This is a genomic window from Paenibacillus phoenicis (genome assembly GCF_034718895.1).
GTDB lineage: Bacteria > Bacillota > Bacilli > Paenibacillales > Paenibacillaceae > Fontibacillus > Fontibacillus phoenicis.
The window spans coordinates 3,046,837-3,065,000 of the sequence record NZ_JAYERP010000001.1; the positions used below are offsets into that span (position 1 = coordinate 3,046,837).

Below are 18,164 nucleotides of genomic sequence, written 5' to 3' on the forward strand. Positions count from 1 at the left end.
AACCATATTATCTTATGTGTGGAAGTAGCTTTTTCCACATTCGTAATTTCTCATACTGATGTTTACGATGCGTTAGTGGGCAAAATGTGGTCAAGTCTTCGGCTTCTTTAAAATGGTTTAACAACCATAAGCACCAATATGGCAATCATCAGCAACTGTGCGGCCGTCTCGATGGGTACGATCCTTTTCATCAACAGTCCGAACTCGGCGGGTATTTCATTACCCTGGTCTTGACTTTTAGATACGATCTTTATAATCTTTTTGATCCGCGGCTCGATCAATCCGTCGATCATGGCGACCATGAGCAGCGATAAAAGGATCGATACATTCAGCCACATTTGGGAGAAGCCCGTCTTGGTTATGATCATAAGCCAAACCCCGGTTATAATAAGTACGACTCCGCCAATTTTAGGCATTATGGCAAGCTTGGTCGATATACCAAAAGCAAAACGCAGCTGGCCGACGGTTCTAGCGGATCTTCGAATGATGGGCATCACTAAAGCGGGACCAATGATGGCGATTGAAGCCAATAGATGCAAAACGAGCAGTAATCTAAACACTTATCCCCTTCTCCTCAGTACACCGGAATATCGCTTTGATAGGCTAGACCGACCCTTTTTCTTTTAAACGCACCTCCAAGCTCTAAATGGTCCAGCATACATTTCGCTACATCGTCATAAGCAACAGCCAATTCTTGAAGTCGGCTGAACAAGTGACCGGCTATATCTGCTTCGGAATATTCCTTGATCGTCTCCGAAATCGGAATCGGCAAGGTTTCGGTTGTTACATGCAGATGAACCGGATTTGGATGCTTTATCGAATCAATCATTGTTCCCGGACACATAATGGACCAATCGAGTTGAGTCTGCTGTAGCCGCTCGAAATTCCGGTTGTGATTTTTATACTCAGGCGGGAAGCCGGGTAAATTGTTGCCGATAAGATCGGTATATGGAATATCCAGCAGTCCGGCACCTCCCATTATCCATACCCGCCCAGAGAAACTAGTTTGGAATTCGCATTGGCTTATAATGTTATCGACGATACGAACGAACTCTTCTCCCTGACCCGCATGACCGGCTGCAATAATAGCGGCGTCTTGATGCGTGAGCGCCTCGCCGACGTTGGCCGGGTCCAGAATATCGTCTACGATCACCTTCACATGCTGTGCTGAATGCTCACCTAATTGATTGTAAAGCCTTTCAGCATTTCGCACAAATGCGGTCATTTCATACCCCATTTTTATCCCTTGCGCCAGCACTCTTTTTCCTGTATTCCCCGTCGCTCCAAAAACAACAATTTTCATTGTTCTTTCCTCCATTTACATGACTCCTAAAATCGAGTTAACTCAAGCTTAGCATCGCTTCGAAATTATGGTAAGAACCCACTTTAAAGTAGGGTACTTACTTAAAAGTAAGCATGACAAAAAGGGATGCCGTAACTGTTCTCGCGGAGGTCGGGAGAACAGGAAATTTCTAAAGATGGTTGGCGATACTACAGCTTTATTATCCCAAGTCCTGAAATTATTTCTAACAAGAGTGCCGACTGTCGGTAAACAAAAGCTGCCCGGTGTCCCGTGGCAGCTTTTGTTATGAGTTGATTGAATTAATTTATAAGTCCATTGAACCAGCTTTAAGACGTTGATTCTTCATATTTCCGCTTATTATGATTTTCTCCCCAAGCACACATGACTTCTGCTACTGGGATCAATGTTTTGCCGTATTCACTAAGGGAATATTCTACTTTCGGAGGGATGGTAGGGTAGACCGTTCTTTCGACTATGCCTTCGCATTCCAAATCTCGAAGATGTTGTGAAAGCATTTTTTGTGAAACATTAGGTATAAGCTTTTCCAGATCGTTGAATCGCTTATTGGATTCAATCAAATTCCATAAAATCATTGGCTTCCATTTGCCGCCTAAAACATGAATGAGTGTCTCAACTGGACATTCACGCTGATGAATCATGGTTAAATCATCTCCTTTCTTTTACGTAAATGCATTATCCAAAGTAAACACTTTACAAAAGTCTACATGAGCTGTGCAAACAAATCAATGCCGACGGATTGATTTCTATCCCCACAAGAAAAATAAAGTTGCCAGATTCCCGCCGGCAGCTTTCAACTAACGTACCCGTTAGCCATCCATGTCCCTCTCGGGGCACCACAGCGTAATGAAAATTTTGATGCGGCGTTTTATACTGTTCTTACGGCTGGTGAGGAAGGTCGTTAAGCTATGGTGTCGCGAACCCATCCGTTAGTCTGACTACAACGGCCACGGTGCACCACGGTATGTCGCTCCTTTTTGGAAGCACGCGGGGTAGAGTAATCCTTTTCTGGTTGTTGCCCAGTCCTCAACTTTAATTGCCGTAGAAAGGTGAATGTTATGGATATCCTGATCGAGCGTGCTTGCGGTTTGGATGTTCACAAGAAGTCCATCACCGCTTGCGTTATGACTCCCGAAGGAAAGGAGATTACGACGTTTCGCACACACACGGTGTTCCTGCTCAATCTCATCGACTGGATCAAGCAGCATCGCTGTACGCATGTGGCCATGGAGAGTACCGGCGTTTTCTGGAAACCTATCGTCAACCTGCTTGAAGCCGAAGAGATTCAGTTCCTGGTCGTTAATGCCCAGCACATCAAAGCAGTTCCCGGCAGGAAGACAGACGTGAAGGATGCGGAGTGGATTTGCAATCTGCTGCGGCATGGGCTGCTGAAGCCCAGCTATATTCCTGATCGTAACCAACGCGAACTTCGTGAATTGGTCCGCTACCGCAGAAGCCTGATTCAGGAACGGTCCCGTGAACATAACCGGGTCCAAAAGGTCCTGGAAGGCGCCAATATTAAACTCGCTGCTGTAGTCTCCGACATTATGGGCGTAAGCAGCCGCGATATGATGAGTGCCATGATCGAGGGCGAAGAAGATCCGGAAAAGCTGGCTGCCTTCGCTAGGCGGACGCTTAAGAAAAAGAAAGAAGAGCTGGAATTAGCCTTGCGTGGAAACATGAGTGCCCACCAGCGGATCATGCTGAAAACCATGCTCACGCATGTCGATTTTCTGAATGAGCAGATTCTCGAACTGGATACGGAGGTAGCCAAACGGCTCGACCCTTTTCCGTATATCAGTCACTCCATCAAGCCATTCACAGTAATATAAGTACTTTCTTTCATGCTCAGACAAGGTGTGGTGAATCCTTTTAGTTTTCCACCCTTTATGTCGTGCCAGCCATCCTTCTGAGGCAATTTTATTGTCATGTGCCTGAATAAAGGGTTGATAATTTTCTCCAACTCCCTGACCCCTGCCTTTTTTAATGTAGTTGGTTTGCAGCTTTTCTTTTCTTGTGCCTCGTTTAGACAAAATAACACCTCCATTTTGGTTTCCATAAAACGGCCTATAGCGAGCTGTCCGTTATAATCCCTAAAAACGACTAATGGCTTCGCCCCCTAAAACAAAGGGCGAAGCCATTAGATTTAAATTGTTTTGCTGTAATACTAGATGGTCTTAATTCCATTTTAACCAAGAACGGCTGTTAAATAAACATTCAGATACCAACTCTATTGTAAAGGCACTAACTTTGTTGTAAAGGTACCAACTATAATGTCTAGGCACTAACTTTAATGTCACCAGACATTATTGAGTCCAGATTATGATATCTTACTCCACCGTCACACTCTTCGCCAAGTTCCGTGGCTTGTCGACGTCGTTGCCGCGAGCCAGGGAAGCGTAGTAAGCGAGCAATTGGAGCGGTACGACCGACAGGGCTGGTGTCAGCAGCGGCAGCGTCTTCGGAATGGACAGCGCTTGGTCAACCGACTTCAGCAGGTCAGGCACATGCTCCTCGTGCGTGATCGCCATGACTTCTGCGCCACGCGCTTTTACTTCCTTGATGTTGCTGACGGTTTTCTCCAGCACAGATTCCTGGGTTGCCAGCGCAATCACCGGAACGCCTTCTTCGATTAAGGCCAGGGTGCCGTGCTTCAACTCACCGGCAGCGTACGCTTCAGAGTGAATGTAGGAAATTTCCTTCAGCTTCAGCGAACCTTCCTGCACGACGGAATAGTCGAGACCGCGACCGATAAAGAACAGATGCTCATTGCTAGCAATTTGCTCCGCATAAGCCTTCACCACATCGGCCTGAGCCAGCATGCTTTCCACCTGCTCCGGCAGCGACTGCATGGCCGCAATCACATGAGCCACTTGATCTTCGCTTTGCGTACCGCGAACCTGAGCCATGTACAGAGCAAGCAGGTAAAAGGCAATCAACTGGGACGTATACGCCTTCGTCGAAGCGACGGCGATTTCCGGACCAGCGAGCGTAGCGATCACATCGTCTGCATCGCGGGCAATCGAGCTGCCAACCACGTTGGTGATCGCCAGCACATGGGCACCGTTTGCTTGCGCTTCACGCAGTGCTGCCAGCGTATCGGCCGTTTCGCCCGATTGGCTGACAACGATCACGAGCGTATCCGGCGTAATCAACGGCGAGCGGTAACGGTATTCCGAAGCGACGTCCGTCATCACCGGAATGCGTACGAGTTGCTCGATCGCCGTCCCGCCGACCAGACCGGCGTTATAAGCCGTACCGCAAGCAACGATATGAATCGCTCTCAGGCTGCGGATCTTCTCGTCCGTCAGTTTCAAGCCAGGCAACACGACTTTGCGTCCGCTTTCGTCGATGCGGCCCAGCATCGTGTCCCGGTAGGCCTTCGGCTGCTCGTGGATCTCTTTCAGCATGAAATGATCGAACCCGCCTTTTTCCGCGGTGACAGCGTCCCAATCGACACGAATCATTTCCCGAGAAATAAAATTCCCTTCGATGGTCATCAGTTCGACAGAATCCTTCGTCAGCACCGCCATCTCGCCATCGTTCAAAATATAGACGTTCCGCGTGTAATTCAACAACGCAGGAATGTCGGAGCCGATAAAGTTCTCGCCTTCGCCAAGACCAATGATCAACGGGCTAGCTTGACGGACAGCCACCAGTTTGTCAGGTTCATACTCCGTCAGCACCCCAAGTGCAAAAGCGCCGCGCATATAGCTGATCGCCTTCTGAACCGCCTTCACGATATCGCCTTGATACTCGCGAGCGACCAGATGGGAAATGACCTCCGTATCCGTTTCAGAAACAAAGACATACCCTTGACTGATCAGCTCTTCCTTCAATTCCAGATAGTTTTCGACGATCCCATTATGCACGACCGAAAATTTCTGGGTATGATCGGTATGCGGATGAGAATTCACGTCAGACGGTTTGCCGTGCGTAGCCCAACGGGTGTGACCAATCCCGGCCGAACCCTTGAGCGGTGCATCCTCCAGCTTGGATTCCAGGTTCGCCAGACGGCCGAGCGATTTTGCAATCTTCAGACCCTCCGACGTAAACACAGCAATCCCTGCGGAGTCGTACCCGCGATACTCCAGTTTCTTTAATCCCTCAAGCAACACCGACTGCGTATCCCGATTCCCAATGTATCCAACAATACCACACATAATCATTTATCCTCCGTTTCATTCTTACAAGATGGTTTTTTGGCCGTAAGAAATGAAACACGGAAGAAGCCTTACGCGGTACACCGAGACAGAACTATTCAATTGTAAAAAAATATATCCAACCAATCATCAACAGATTGATCATCACTCAAACGTTACGCAACTTTCATTCATTTTTTCACGAATGTCCAGATTGCTCCGTCTACCGCGGCTCTTTCCGCGTCACTTGCTTACGTACATTCATGAACGATCTATGAATGTGATTATCCATCTGCCCGCACGGTTTGTGGGAAAGGTCGCCCCATCCTTTTGCCGATACGGTTACGGTGCGATGCAGCACCGGGAGGCCCCCGCCGAACATTCCGAACACCTCCACCTCGTCAACTTCGCTTTGCCGTACGCTTGAACCGATAATAACGCCTCAAGGATTCACCGTTGTCGCTGCAAGCCAGCCTTCCGCCCCTGCTTCTCAACAACGTTCCCTTGATCGCGCCGATTTCCTAAATCGGTCCAAACGAAACGCGCACAATGAAGTTCTGGCGCTTAAAATCCGGTAAACCTAACTACCCTCACTTTCTCTGCTCGAATATGCTTAATTATATGCACCTTCACACGATTTGGCAATGATCATCTTGTCCTGATTCGTCGAACCGTGTTTTTTACCCTATTGGCCTAGAAAAAAACGGGAATTCCTTCTCCCGTCGAGCTTGTCCCCCTGTACCCTAATGGAACTTAAGGCTTTAATGTCCCTTATTGGCCCTTCATTTCCCTTTTCGCCCGACACTTTGCACCATGATCCCTTTCGTTCAGATCTGGGTGAATACACACCCGAATGAGGCATTTAATGCCCTTAAGTTGCACCTGCTTTTCACCTCTCCTCAACCTGATGCAACGGGATAATCGTCAAAAAGAGAGCCAAACAGACGCCCTCTCCCTAGCAAAAACCGCCCGACAGGCATCCTCACCCGTCCGGCGGTTCTCAAAGTCCTATATCATGAACCAAACAATCAGGTCGTTACACCAACTGCTTCTCTACAACCTCTACAATTTGCGCGACCAGCTTCTCCAGCTCCGCTTTCTCCGGCCCTTCGGCCATAACGCGGATGAGGGATTCCGTTCCCGACGGCCGAACCAGCACGCGCCCGTTATCGCCCAATTCTTGCTCTACTTCCGCAATCGCTTCAGCAATCACAGCGTTACCCGCGAACTTGCTCTTGTCCTGTACGCGAACGTTCACCAGCACCTGCGGATACTGCTTCATGACCTTCTTCAGCTCGCTAAGCGGCTTGCCGGAAGCCAGCATCGTATCGACCAGCTGAATCGCCGTCAAAATGCCATCCCCGGTTGTATTGTAGTCCAGGAAAATCACGTGACCGGACTGCTCCCCGCCCAGATTGTAGCCGCCTCGCAGCATTTCCGCCATAACATAGCGGTCGCCTACTGCAGTTTGCTGGGTAGCCAGCCCCAATTTCTTGGCCGCTTTATAGAAGCCAAAATTACTCATCACTGTCGAGACAACCGTGCTGTCTTTCAGCTTACCGGCTTTGTTCATTGCATCGCCGCAGATGCACAGGATATAGTCGCCGTCCACTTCTTGACCTAGCTCGTCAATCGCAATCAACCGGTCCGCGTCGCCGTCGAACGCAAGCCCTACATGAGCGCCAAGTCGAACGACTTCTTCCTTCAGCCGCTCCGGATGCGTGGATCCGCAATGATCGTTAATGTTGAGCCCGTTAGGCTCAGCTGCCAGCGTATGCACTTCGGCTCCCAGCTCGCGGAACAATCTTGGTGCCAGCTCATAGGCCGCCCCGTTCGCGCAATCCAACACCACCTTCAGCCCTTTAAACGAGGAGTTGATCGTCGTTTTCAAGTGCTCAAGGTACTTCAGCTTCGATTCATTGTCCACCGTCACGGTCCCCAAGTCGCCGCCGATCGGCCGCGGTAACTCGTCGACAGCCTTGTCGAGCAGTTCTTCGATTTGCAGCTCCGTTTCATCCGACAGCTTAAAGCCGTCACTGCCGAAGAACTTAATCCCGTTATCCTCCACCGGATTGTGGGATGCGGAAATCATGACGCCCGCGTCCGCTTTAAGCAAGCGAGTGAGATAAGCAACCGCAGGTGTCGTCACGACGCCAAGTCGAATTACTTCGGCGCCAATCGACAACAGCCCCGCCACCAACGCAGACTCCAGCATTACGCCGGAAATACGCGTATCCATACCAATGACAACCTTGGGCTTAGGTACCTGCCCTGCAAGCACATAACCGCCGCAGCGGCCGATCTGGTAAGCCAGTTCTGCTGTTAATTCTTTATTCGCAATTCCTCTTACGCCATCCGTTCCAAAATACTTCCCCATGATTTCACTCCTTCAACTGTTTGCCAGTACCGCACCGTTCTCCTCATCTCCCAGGAGGCGTCTGACCGGTCTATGTTCGTCGTTGTCTGCTTATGTTCATGTTACGTGCCATTACCGTTCCCTGAGGTATCGTCGTCTGTCGCATTGCTTCCATCCTCTTGATGAGATGGCGATCCATGCGATGATCCATTACCGGCTGGGCTTTGTGTACCGTCTGACGGATTTGGATGCTCCACAGGAACACCGGAGGTTGGATTTCCTTTCTCCGTCAGCTCCACGTCCACGGACAATGAAGTGTTCGGGTCGGCCAGAGCCACACCCTCCGGCAATTTAATCTCAATCGGGATCGTATGCGTCCCCGCCCCCAGATGTGCAAGATCAGCGGTCAACTGAATGTTCTCCGGCTGGAGCGCGTCCAACACCACGCTGGCCCCAATCACTGTCAGACTCAAGCTCGGCTCAGTTGGCCGGATCCACTTGACATCGTACATGGATCCGACATTTTTCAACGTGATCGGGATGTCGTCCAGCTGCTTCTGTCCTCCGGGCATTACATGCAATGTGATCGTGGCAGAGCTCGGCTCGATTTTCTCAAAACCTTTTGGAGGAGTCAAGTCCACCGAGTATTTAGTCTCATTCGAACCGTTATAACGGCTTAGATCCACCGTCAACGGATAGGAGGATATACCCTCCAACGCTTCCTTTGTACCGTATAGAACGACTCCCTCTACGTCAATATCCACATCGGTTAAGACGTATCCGGAAGGTAATTGCCCGGTTTTGCGTATTTCGATCGGCACATTTTTGTATAGCTTATTGATTGGGATGTCTACAACCACGGAACTAGGTGAAATCTTCGCATTCTCCATGGGCATCCCTTGCTTATCATATGCTGTCAGTTTGACACTTTTGCCTTTAACGGATTCCTTCAGTCCCGTCACATCCACCGTACCTTCGACTTTGCTCAGCTCCTGCGCCTCACTCGCCGGCAGGGTCACATCAACGGTGCCGCTCCCGGCAACAATTGGCGTCCCAAGCACTAAACCGTCGGCCGGCTCCCCTTTCGTGACAATGGTCACGGGAATCGTCCGGGTTTCCTTCGCTTCAATCGTTACCTTTACGATGGAGGGTTCCATGGAGACCAGTTGGACCCCAGGAGGAAGCTCATGGGTTAAAGGAAGGGTAAATGTCCCAGGTCCCAGATTTTCCAGATTTAGCCTCGCCTTATAATCCGAGAAATTCGTCGTCAAATCGATCCGTTTCCCCTTCACTTCCATACGCACGGTGCTGGGATCCAGATCGTACAAAACGTATTTGTCCTCGTCAAATCCGGTCACTTCGATTTTGACGTTGTCGATGTAACGCGACTGCGCCAAGGTAGTGGAGTCTACGGGAGTCCCGCTGTCCAAATGAACCATCGCCCACAACATGATACTAAACACCAGCGCAAGGACCTTGGCAAAATTGTTGTGAGTTAGCCATTTATCCATTTTTGTCGGCCTCCTTCCGTCTACGGAACGGGCTGCGCTTGTCTTGGGTGCGCGAGTTCGGACCTAATTCCGCATACAGCTTGGAAATCAACGACTCCTCGTTAATGTCCCTGACGACCTGACCGTCAATCGCAAGCGAAATTTGTCCCGTCTCCTCCGATACGACGATCGAGACAGCATCTCCGACCTCACTAATTCCGATCGCTGCCCGGTGCCTTGTACCCAACTCCTTACTGATGAACGGATTCTCCGACAGCGGCAAATAACAGGCGGCCGCAGAGATCCGGTGGCCTTGAATAATCACGGCTCCATCATGAAGCGGCGTATTTGGGATAAAGATGTTGATCAGCAGCTGCGAAGAAATAATCGACTGCATCGGAATTCCCGATTCGGTATATTCATTTAACCCCGTATCGCGTTCAAACACGATCAGAGCCCCAATCTTCCGGCGCGATAAATAATTCACGGCTTTTATAATTTCACCGATCTCTTTGCCAAACTCTTCCTCGTCCGCGCTGTTTCGCCCGAACAGCTTGCCCCGGCCAAGCTGCTCCAGCGCACGTCTAAGCTCCGGTTGGAAAATAATGAAGATCGCCAGCACGCCAAACGTAAACATTTGATTCATCAGCCATTTCAGCGTATACAAGTCGAACCAGGTACTTACGGCCCAAATAAAGACCAGAACTAAAATTCCCTTGAGCAACTGAACGGCCCGTGTTCCGCGGACAAGCAAAATCAAGTGATATATTATATAGGTAACAATTAGGATATCGATGACATCCTTAATGGTATCCTGCCAAGTCAAATTCGCAAAATAGTTCATGCTGCGACCCCCGGAAAGTTCCTTGCGGACGTTTGGCCCGCCAACAAGGAAACAATATGTACAGCTTCATTCACGCCTGTCTCTATAAGTTTCCCCTAAATACTAGGTTATAACGTTCACATGTCAGATGCAAGCGTCCAGCAAAAATAGGTTCATTTCGTAACGATTGCAAATTTTTACCTGGTCCCAAAAAATAAAAAAAGCGCCAATTCCCGATGGAAGGGCGCCCAAAAACTCATTATCGCCTTACGATCACCTAGAGGCGACTTCCGTAAACGTATTGATGATCCGGTACCAGATCCAGTCCAGCGCTTGATCGATCTGTTTAACTTCGCCCGAAATATGCGCCGTGGAGGCTTGGTAATAGGAGCCATCAATTACGGTTAGGTTGCCTTGAACTTCACCATAGATTTCGGCTTTCCCGTTCTCAATGGTCAAGTTCCCGGCAATCACGGCGTCACTTGGTACCGTGACCGTATCGCCCTGAATGATGACCTGATCCAGACCCGCTCCTTTTACGACCAGCTGATCGTCGCTATCCCAAAGCGATACCGCGCTGAATAACATCACCAGCAAGAACATTGCTGCCGCTGTCAACGCCGGATGGCGTCTGATCCACTGGATCCATGCCTGCTGTTTGGGTTGACTTGGAATCTGACTGATGATCCGGTTCACCAGTTCATCGGGAGCCGAGATGTTGCTATGCTGCTTGATGGTGGCAAACAACATCATTTCGGTTCGTTCCAATTCCCTGAATTCCTTGAGGCAATCCGGACACTCGTCTAGATGCTGCTTCAGCTGTTCGGCTTGGTCGCGGCTTAATTCGCCGTCCAGATAATCATGCATCAAAGATGAGGCATGTTTGCATTCCATATCAGCCAATCCTTTCAGTAGTATCAATCTATGCGAAATGCGGAAGGCACGGCTAAGATCATAGTCGTCCTACATCCTACCTTACAATACGTAATGCTGCAGAATTCGTTTCAAAAAATAATTCCCCGGGCGGAGCCCAAATTTCAGAGCATTTTATGCTCCAGTTTTTTACGTAAAAATTCGCGTCCGCGGTGAACCCGCGTCTTCACCGTGGTCACCGGCATATCCAAAACTTCGCTGATCTCCTGCAGCGACAGTTCCTGCAAATAACGGAGCACGATCACCGACTTATATTTGGCAGGCAAGCCTTCGATCGCTTGATGAATCGTTAGCTGCGTTTCCGACAGCAAGTATTCCGTTTCCGGTGTCCGTTCATCCCCAGGAATCAGAGTGTATCCGTCCAAGCCATCCTGATCGTTCATCTCCGCGTCCAAGTAATAACTTGGCTTCCGCTTACGCAGTCGGTCAATACACAAGTTCGTCGCGATCCGGTAAATCCAGGTTGAGAACTTCTGTTTTTCGTCGTAGCGGTTCCAGTTTTTATGTACCCTTAAGAACGTCTCCTGCACGACATCTTCCGCTTCGTGCCGGTTGGACAGCATCCGGTATCCGAGATGATAAAGCTTATCCTTATATAGATCAACAAGTTCGGCGAAGGCTTCCTGATCCCCTTTACGGGCCAGCTTCACCAGTCTTGCATCGAAATGTTCCACCACCATATTTTCCCCCAAATCGGTTGGAAGGGCTCAGGTACTTGTACCCTGCCTGTCCGGCTATTCGTCCCTTGGTCTAAGGCAATGTAATAGGTCGTCCTTGATCCGAATCCTGACCATTAAATCCTTGAAAGGGTACTTCCAGTCGTCGGCACTTCATTCAAATGTTAAAGCAACTTATCCCAAAATGCAATACATCCAGCCAAGCCAACAGCAAAAAAGCCGGACCTTCTTATGAAGAAGGTCTGGCTTGGCATCCCTATCCTGAGCCAATAATGGATCAGCCCGTATTCCGGAGTCCGGCAGCAATTCCGTTAATCGTAAGCAGCACTTCACGTAACAGTTCGGCATCATCCTGCCCTTTTTCACGCGCAGACCGCAATTCCGTTAACAGCTGCACCTGTAAATAGCTCAGCGGATCAACATAAGGATTACGCAATCGGATTGATTCTTGCAGGCCAGGAAGGTTGTCGAAAATTTCTGAAATCCCGCAAATCTTCAGCACCATTTCCCGCGTCAAATGGAATTCCTCTTCAATTTGACCCAGGATCCGCTCCCTCACTTCATCATCCTTGCACATCTTGGCGTATTCCTTCGCGATGACCAAGTCCGCTTTACTCAACGCAAATTGCAAGGTATCGATCACCGTGCGGAAGAACGAGAAGTTCTGATACATATCCTGAAGAACCTTGAGGTTCTCTTCATTATTTTGATAGAAATTATACAGGCCGGTTCCAGCCGCATACCATGCCGGGAACAAATACCGGCTTTGCGTCCAGGCAAACACCCAAGGGATCGCCCGCAAATCCTCAAACCGATCACTGTTCTTCCGCTTGGATGGACGGGAGCCGATATTCAGCTCACCCACTTCGACCAATGGCGTTGACTCACGGAAGAACTTCAAGAAATCCGGCTCTCGGAAAACCAGGTCCTGATATTTTTGAAGCGATGTCTCGGAAATGCCGCTCATGATCTCTTCCCAGCGTTGTTCTTCTGCGCTTGGCCCTTGATCTTGATGCAGCTTCGCTTGAATCGCTGCGGTGATCAGCGCCGAAGTCGCCTGCTCCAAGCTGCGGTACGCGATACCACGCAAGGAATAACGTGACGAGATCACTTCGCCTTGCTCCGTGATCTTGATACCGCCGCCGATCGTCTCCGGCGGTTGCACGAGGATGCTGCGGTTGAGCGGCATGCCGCCGCGGCCAAGCGCGCCACCGCGCCCGTGGAAGAATTTCAGCTTAATGCCAAATTCATTGGCCGTCGCTGTGATTTGTTTCAAGGCTACGCGCAGCTCCCAGTTTGCTGTAACTACGCCGCCGTCTTTGTTACTGTCGGAGTAGCCGAGCATAATTTCCTGGAGATCGTTCATCGCCGCCACCGACTCCCGGTAAATCGGCATGCTGAACAACTGACGCATAATGCCTGGTGCGGCGTGCAGATCGTCGATCGTTTCGAACAGCGGAACCGATTGAAGCGTGCAAACGACGGTACCGTCCGCTTCTTTACGGAACAAGCCTACTTCTTTCGAGAAGACCATGACCTCAAGGATATCGCTGGCCGCCTCTGTCATACTAATCAGGTAACTGGTGATACACTGTGTGCCGTATTCTTTTTGCGCCTGATACACCGTACGATATACGTCCAGACATTCTCTTGTGCTCTCCGAGTAATCCTGATAAGGAGAAGTTAATGGACGCGGGTCGTTTAACAACCGTTCCAACAGTTGAATCTTCTCTTGCTCCTCCAGCTCGGCATAGTTCTCCACAATATTCATTTTCGCCAAAATTTCCGTCATGGCGTTCTCATGCTCTTTACTGTGCTGACGGATATCCAGCGTGGCAGTATGGAAGCCAAACAGCTCCGCCTGACGGATCAGCTTCTTGATATGCGTATCCGCCACATAGTCTGCGTAGTGATGACGCAAGCTGCGGTCGATGATTTTCAAATCCTGGATAAATGCCTCTACGTTTGGATAACGCTCTGGCGTATCCTTTGTGCTATCATCCAGAACATTGTGCAGCTTCTCCGTCATATACGTCAGCTTAATACGGTAAGGTTCCTTCTCGTTGTTCCATTGCTGCGTTTTGCGCAGGGTCACTTGCAGGCGATCCCGCTGAATGGAAGCCATCAGCTCGTCCGTAACGTCCACGATGGTGGTGCTGAAGCTAAGGTGCTTGAACAAATCGGACAAAATCCGCTGATATTCGCGCACCGCCAGTTTACGTTGCATCCGCAACGTCTCCCAGGTCACGTCGGAGGTTACCGAAGGATTTCCGTCCCGGTCGCCGCCGATCCACGAGCCGAAGCGCAAGTACGTTGGGACGTGCCAGTAGTGCTCTGGATAGTATTTGGTCAGGCAGCGTTCCAGTTCTTGATAAACCTCAGGCAGCACATGGAATAAGGTTTCGTGAAAATAGTACATCCCATTTCGGACCTCATCCAGTACGGTAGGCTTGCGATCCCGCAATTCATCGGTCTGCCAAAGGGTAATGACCTCGTTAAGCAGCTTCTCCCGCAATTGCTCCCGTTCGCGGAAGGTCAGCGTGGGGTTATCCAACTGCATGACATCGTCAGCGATCCGTTTGTGGATGTCCAGAATCGCACGGCGCATCGCTTCCGTTGGGTGGGCGGTCATGACCAGCTCCAGAGACATGCCGCTCAGGAGCTCCTGAGCTTCGCTATAACTAAAACCCTGTTCCTTCAAATCGCGGACAGCGGCCTCGATCGTACCGCTCTGAACCTCTTCCCCTGCAGAACGCTCATAATCGCGTTTACGGCGAATGCGGTGGTTCTGCTCCGCAATATTCACTAATTGGAAATAGATCGCAAATGCACGAATCACCTGATGACGGATGCCGGGTTCTAAAGAATTGATCATTCCCTTAAACTCTTCATGTAACTCCGGTAAAAATACAGCCCGCAGGGATTTACTGGCTTCACGTATCTTCTCGACAATATCCAAGAGCTCATTGCCGCCCTGATGCACCAGGACCTCTCCTAGAATATTGCCCAAAAAACGAATGTCGCGCCGAAGCAGGTTATTCGAGTTGCCTTTACCTGCGGTAACCGTTAACTCTGTCATGTTTCTCCCCCTTTTCATCCCAATGCAGCATGCTAAATTCAGCATGGTCATGATCTTTGTCGGTTAGACCTAATGACGTGCGCCAAGCGTTTCCTAACATCATACAACAAACTGACCTGAAAATCTTCACTTAATTTGTAAGAAATTCTTGGACGCTATGACTGCGGATTCGATTCCGTCGCAACTTTACTTACCTTAACACGGTAAAGCAGTAAAACGCAAGGGTATAAGGCGTCGATAGAAAACTTTTATACCCGGGAGGAAGGCCGCAATGGTAATAAGGTTAAAATTATAACAAAAAACATCATCTTATCCGATGATGTTGCTGTTATGTATGGAGCGGGTGATGGGAATCGAACCCACGCTACCAGCTTGGAAGGCTGGAGTTCTACCATTGAACTACACCCGCACCTTAAAGAGATGGTCGGGATGACACGATTCGAACATGCGACCCCCTGGTCCCAAACCAGGTGCTCTACCAAGCTGAGCTACATCCCGTCAATAAGGTGAAATATGAAATTGAAAAAGTGGCGCGCCCTAAGAGATTCGAACTCCTGACCTTTTGATTCGTAGTCAAACGCTCTATCCAGCTGAGCTAAGGGCGCGTATTAAGATGGAGCGGACGACGGGAATCGAACCCGCGACCCTCGCCTTGGCAAGGCGATGCTCTACCGCTGAGCCACGTCCGCGCATAGATGGTGCGCGTGGAGGGACTTGAACCCCCACGTCAAAGACGCTAGATCCTAAGTCTAGTGCGTCTGCCAATTCCGCCACACGCGCAAGGAAAACTGGTGAGCCATGAAGGACTCGAACCTTCGACACCCTGATTAAAAGTCAGGTGCTCTACCAACTGAGCTAATGGCTCTTACTTAGAAAAATGGCTGGGGATATAGGATTCGAACCTATGCATGACGGAGTCAAAGTCCGTTGCCTTACCGCTTGGCTAATCCCCAATATTTATGGTGGAGGCTGAGGGGATCGAACCCCCGACCCTCTGCTTGTAAGGCAGATGCTCTCCCAGCTGAGCTAAGCCTCCAGATATCTGGGAATACATATGAAAGAAGATGGTGACCCGTAGGGGATTCGAACCCCTGTTACCTCCGTGAAAGGGAGGTGTCTTAACCCCTTGACCAACGGGCCATATGTAGGGAAGCTCTCAACCGGGATCGAACCGGCGACCTCATCCTTACCATGGATGCACTCTACCTACTGAGCTATGAGAGCAAATTTTTGGGGTCCCCAGAAAGTAATCGGAATATGCTTCGAAGCAAATCGTCACTTTCTGGGGATTTGACTCCCCGAACAGGACTCGAACCTGTGACAACTCGATTAACAGTCGAGTGCTCTACCGACTGAGCTATCGGGGAACATTGCTTGGCAGCGTCCTACTCTCCCAGGACCCTTCGGTCCAAGTACCATCGGCGCTGGAGGGCTTAACGGTCGTGTTCGGGATGGGAACGAGTGGAACCCCTCCGCCATTGCCACCAAACATGATTTTTGCGCTGCTTTTACTTCCGCGCTTTCCGCTTCAGCAAAAGATCAAACCTTATAAAAGGCGTGCAGCTAAAAATCGGTTCAAGGTTGAATCCTTGAAAACTGGATACGAAACTAGATTTGCATTTTAGCCCCTATTCAGTTCCCGGGGTCCCCGAAAAGTACTCGGTGTACTCTCCGAAGCCTCCGCTTCACTTTTTGGGGTGAATTTTGGATAAGCCCTCGACCGATTAGTACCTGTCAGCTCCATGCCTTACGGCACTTCCACCTCAGGCCTATCAACCTTGTCGTCTTCAAGGGGTCTTACATACGGGGAAATCTCATCTTGAGGGGGGCTTCACGCTTAGATGCTTTCAGCGCTTATCCCGTCCGCACTTAGCTACCCAGCTGTGCTCCTGGCGGAACAACTGGTACACCAGCGGTGCGTCCATCCCGGTCCTCTCGTACTAAGGACAGCTCCTCTCAAATTTCCTACGCCCACGACAGATAGGGACCGAACTGTCTCACGACGTTCTGAACCCAGCTCGCGTACCGCTTTAATGGGCGAACAGCCCAACCCTTGGGACCTACTTCAGCCCCAGGATGCGATGAGCCGACATCGAGGTGCCAAACCTCCCCGTCGATGTGGACTCTTGGGGGAGATAAGCCTGTTATCCCCAGGGTAGCTTTTATCCGTTGAGCGATGGCCCTTCCATGCGGTACCACCGGATCACTAAGCCCGACTTTCGTCCCTGCTCGACTTGTCAGTCTCGCAGTCAAGCTCCCTTCTGCCTTTGCACTCTTCGAATGATTTCCAACCATTCTGAGGGAACCTTGGGGCGCCTCCGTTACTCTTTAGGAGGCGACCGCCCCAGTCAAACTGCCCACCTGACACTGTCCCCGTACCGGATCACGGCACCAGGTTAGAACCTAGATACGATCAGGGTGGTATCCCAACGGCGCCTCCACCGAAGCTGGCGCTCCGGCTTCCTAGGCTCCCACCTATCCTGTACAAATCGTATCCAAGTCCAATATCAAGCTGCAGTAAAGCTCCATGGGGTCTTTCCGTCTTGTCGCGGGTAACCTGCATCTTCACAGGTATTAAAATTTCACCGGATCTCTCGTTGAGACAGCGCCCAAGTCGTTACGCCATTCGTGCGGGTCAGAATTTACCTGACAAGGAATTTCGCTACCTTAGGACCGTTATAGTTACGGCCGCCGTTTACTGGGGCTTCGGTTCACAGCTTCGGGCTAAACCCTAACCGCTCCCCTTAACCTTCCAGCACCGGGCAGGCGTCAGCCCGTATACTTCGCCTTGCGGCTTCGCACAGACCTGTGTTTTTGCTAAACAGTCGCTTGGGCCTTTTCACTGCGGCCCCCTCGGGCTATTCACCCTACCGAGGCACCCCTTCTCCCGAAGTTACGGGGTCATTTTGCCGAGTTCCTTAACGAGAGTTCTTCCGCGCGCCTTAGAATTCTCTTCTCGCCTACCTGTGTCGGTTTGCGGTACGGGCACCTTCTCCTGGCTAGAGGCTTTTCTTGGCAGTGTGAGATCATGACCTTCGGTACTGTCAATTTTCCCTCCCCATCACAGCCTAGCCTTATCGGTGTGCGGATTTGCCTACACACCAGCCTCACTGCTTGGACGAGCATCCATCAGCTCGCGTCACTACCCTACTGCGTCACCCCATCGCTCATAGCGGATTACGGTGGTACAGGAATTTCTACCTGTTGTCCTTCGACTACGCCTTTCGGCCTCGCCTTAGGTCCCGACTTACCCTGAGCGGACGAACCTTCCTCAGGAACCCTTAGGCTTTCGGCGGATCAGATTCTCACTGATCTTTTCGTTACTCATACCGGCATTCTCACT

The 18,164-nt window shown here is 50.3% G+C and carries 10 protein-coding genes, 11 tRNA genes, 2 rRNA genes and 1 pseudogene (1 of these 24 running past the window's edge); 1 reads left to right on the plus strand and 23 read right to left on the minus strand.

All coding sequences use genetic code 11. The annotated features are described in order from the left end of the window. Window positions 1-107: 107 nt before the first annotated feature. The 3 genes from U9M73_RS14500 to U9M73_RS14510 form a co-directional block, all read right to left on the minus strand. The gene (locus U9M73_RS14500) at window positions 108-560 is read right to left on the minus strand and encodes a DUF2269 family protein (protein WP_323077802.1); all 453 of its coding nucleotides are present in this window, start codon (window positions 558-560) and stop codon (window positions 108-110) included. A 14-nt stretch (window positions 561-574) separates the two neighbouring features. Next, window positions 575-1,303, minus strand: coding sequence for an NAD(P)-dependent oxidoreductase (locus tag U9M73_RS14505; RefSeq protein WP_323079140.1), 729 nt, complete (start codon window positions 1,301-1,303; stop codon window positions 575-577). Between the two features lie 326 nt (window positions 1,304-1,629). Further along, complete coding sequence (locus U9M73_RS14510) at window positions 1,630-1,962, minus strand: winged helix-turn-helix transcriptional regulator (protein WP_323077803.1); 333 nt, start codon at window positions 1,960-1,962, stop codon at window positions 1,630-1,632. Window positions 1,963-2,379: 417 nt separating this feature from the next. Here U9M73_RS14510 and U9M73_RS14515 point away from each other — a divergent pair. After that, window positions 2,380-3,111, plus strand: a pseudogene (locus U9M73_RS14515) (IS110 family RNA-guided transposase); the annotation flags it as partial. A gap of 540 nt (window positions 3,112-3,651) precedes the next feature. Here the strand turns inward: U9M73_RS14515 and glmS are convergent. The 20 genes from glmS to U9M73_RS14615 all read right to left on the minus strand — a co-directional run. Next, on the minus strand, window positions 3,652-5,484 hold the full coding sequence (gene glmS / locus U9M73_RS14520) for a glutamine--fructose-6-phosphate transaminase (isomerizing) (protein WP_036646334.1): 1,833 nt from the start codon (window positions 5,482-5,484) through the stop codon (window positions 3,652-3,654). A 1,015-nt stretch (window positions 5,485-6,499) separates the two neighbouring features. Continuing rightward, window positions 6,500-7,840 (minus strand): phosphoglucosamine mutase, encoded by a 1,341-nt coding sequence (gene glmM, locus U9M73_RS14525; RefSeq protein WP_260071136.1) that lies wholly within the window; start codon window positions 7,838-7,840, stop codon window positions 6,500-6,502. Between the two features lie 101 nt (window positions 7,841-7,941). Next, window positions 7,942-9,330, minus strand: coding sequence for a CdaR family protein (locus U9M73_RS14530; protein ID WP_260071137.1), 1,389 nt, complete (start codon window positions 9,328-9,330; stop codon window positions 7,942-7,944). Beyond that, on the minus strand, window positions 9,323-10,153 hold the full coding sequence (cdaA, locus tag U9M73_RS14535; protein ID WP_009226540.1) for a diadenylate cyclase CdaA: 831 nt from the start codon (window positions 10,151-10,153) through the stop codon (window positions 9,323-9,325). The genes U9M73_RS14530 and cdaA overlap by 8 nt, the downstream gene beginning before the upstream one ends. Before the next feature lie 252 nt (window positions 10,154-10,405). Further along, a complete protein-coding gene (locus U9M73_RS14540) occupies window positions 10,406-11,026 on the minus strand; it encodes a zf-HC2 domain-containing protein (protein WP_260071138.1) in 621 nt (206 codons plus the stop codon). 143 nt (window positions 11,027-11,169) lie between these two features. Further along, a complete protein-coding gene (gene sigW / locus U9M73_RS14545; RefSeq protein WP_323077804.1) occupies window positions 11,170-11,745 on the minus strand; it encodes an RNA polymerase sigma factor SigW in 576 nt (191 codons plus the stop codon). A gap of 274 nt (window positions 11,746-12,019) precedes the next feature. After that, complete coding sequence (gene ppc / locus U9M73_RS14550; RefSeq protein WP_009226543.1) at window positions 12,020-14,821, minus strand: phosphoenolpyruvate carboxylase; 2,802 nt, start codon at window positions 14,819-14,821, stop codon at window positions 12,020-12,022. A 335-nt stretch (window positions 14,822-15,156) separates the two neighbouring features. After that, window positions 15,157-15,230, minus strand: a tRNA-Gly gene (locus U9M73_RS14555). A gap of 12 nt (window positions 15,231-15,242) precedes the next feature. Beyond that, a tRNA-Pro gene (locus U9M73_RS14560) sits at window positions 15,243-15,319 on the minus strand. 30 nt (window positions 15,320-15,349) lie between these two features. After that, a tRNA-Arg gene (locus U9M73_RS14565) sits at window positions 15,350-15,426 on the minus strand. Window positions 15,427-15,435: 9 nt separating this feature from the next. Next, window positions 15,436-15,510, minus strand: a tRNA-Gly gene (locus U9M73_RS14570). A gap of 7 nt (window positions 15,511-15,517) precedes the next feature. Then, window positions 15,518-15,601: transfer RNA gene (locus tag U9M73_RS14575), tRNA-Leu, on the minus strand. A gap of 9 nt (window positions 15,602-15,610) precedes the next feature. After that, a tRNA-Lys gene (locus tag U9M73_RS14580) sits at window positions 15,611-15,686 on the minus strand. A 13-nt stretch (window positions 15,687-15,699) separates the two neighbouring features. Next, window positions 15,700-15,774 (minus strand) — tRNA-Gln (locus U9M73_RS14585). Window positions 15,775-15,781: 7 nt separating this feature from the next. Continuing rightward, a tRNA-Val gene (locus U9M73_RS14590) sits at window positions 15,782-15,857 on the minus strand. A gap of 29 nt (window positions 15,858-15,886) precedes the next feature. Continuing rightward, window positions 15,887-15,961, minus strand: a tRNA-Glu gene (locus U9M73_RS14595). Window positions 15,962-15,972: 11 nt separating this feature from the next. Further along, window positions 15,973-16,045, minus strand: a tRNA-Thr gene (locus U9M73_RS14600). Between the two features lie 70 nt (window positions 16,046-16,115). Further along, window positions 16,116-16,188, minus strand: a tRNA-Asn gene (locus tag U9M73_RS14605). Window positions 16,189-16,193: 5 nt separating this feature from the next. Continuing rightward, a 5S ribosomal RNA gene (rrf, locus tag U9M73_RS14610) occupies window positions 16,194-16,310 on the minus strand. 215 nt (window positions 16,311-16,525) lie between these two features. Then, window positions 16,526-18,164, minus strand: a 23S ribosomal RNA gene (locus tag U9M73_RS14615); it runs 1,291 nt beyond the window's last position.

Excerpts from the sequence above, each read along its gene's own strand:
- U9M73_RS14530 (WP_260071137.1), bottom strand. The coding sequence starts at position 9,330 with ATGGATAAATGGCTAACTCACAACAATTTTGCCAAGGTCCTTGCGCTG.
- cdaA (WP_009226540.1), bottom strand. The coding sequence starts at position 10,153 with ATGAACTATTTTGCGAATTTGACTTGGCAGGATACCATTAAGGATGTC.
- U9M73_RS14540 (WP_260071138.1), bottom strand. The coding sequence starts at position 11,026 with ATGGAATGCAAACATGCCTCATCTTTGATGCATGATTATCTGGACGGC.
- sigW (WP_323077804.1), bottom strand. The coding sequence starts at position 11,745 with ATGGTGGTGGAACATTTCGATGCAAGACTGGTGAAGCTGGCCCGTAAA.
- glmS (WP_036646334.1), bottom strand. The coding sequence starts at position 5,484 with ATGTGTGGTATTGTTGGATACATTGGGAATCGGGATACGCAGTCGGTG.
- U9M73_RS14510 (WP_323077803.1), bottom strand. The coding sequence starts at position 1,962 with ATGATTCATCAGCGTGAATGTCCAGTTGAGACACTCATTCATGTTTTA.
- ppc (WP_009226543.1), bottom strand. The coding sequence starts at position 14,821 with ATGACAGAGTTAACGGTTACCGCAGGTAAAGGCAACTCGAATAACCTG.
- glmM (WP_260071136.1), bottom strand. The coding sequence starts at position 7,840 with ATGGGGAAGTATTTTGGAACGGATGGCGTAAGAGGAATTGCGAATAAA.
- U9M73_RS14505 (WP_323079140.1), bottom strand. The coding sequence starts at position 1,303 with ATGAAAATTGTTGTTTTTGGAGCGACGGGGAATACAGGAAAAAGAGTG.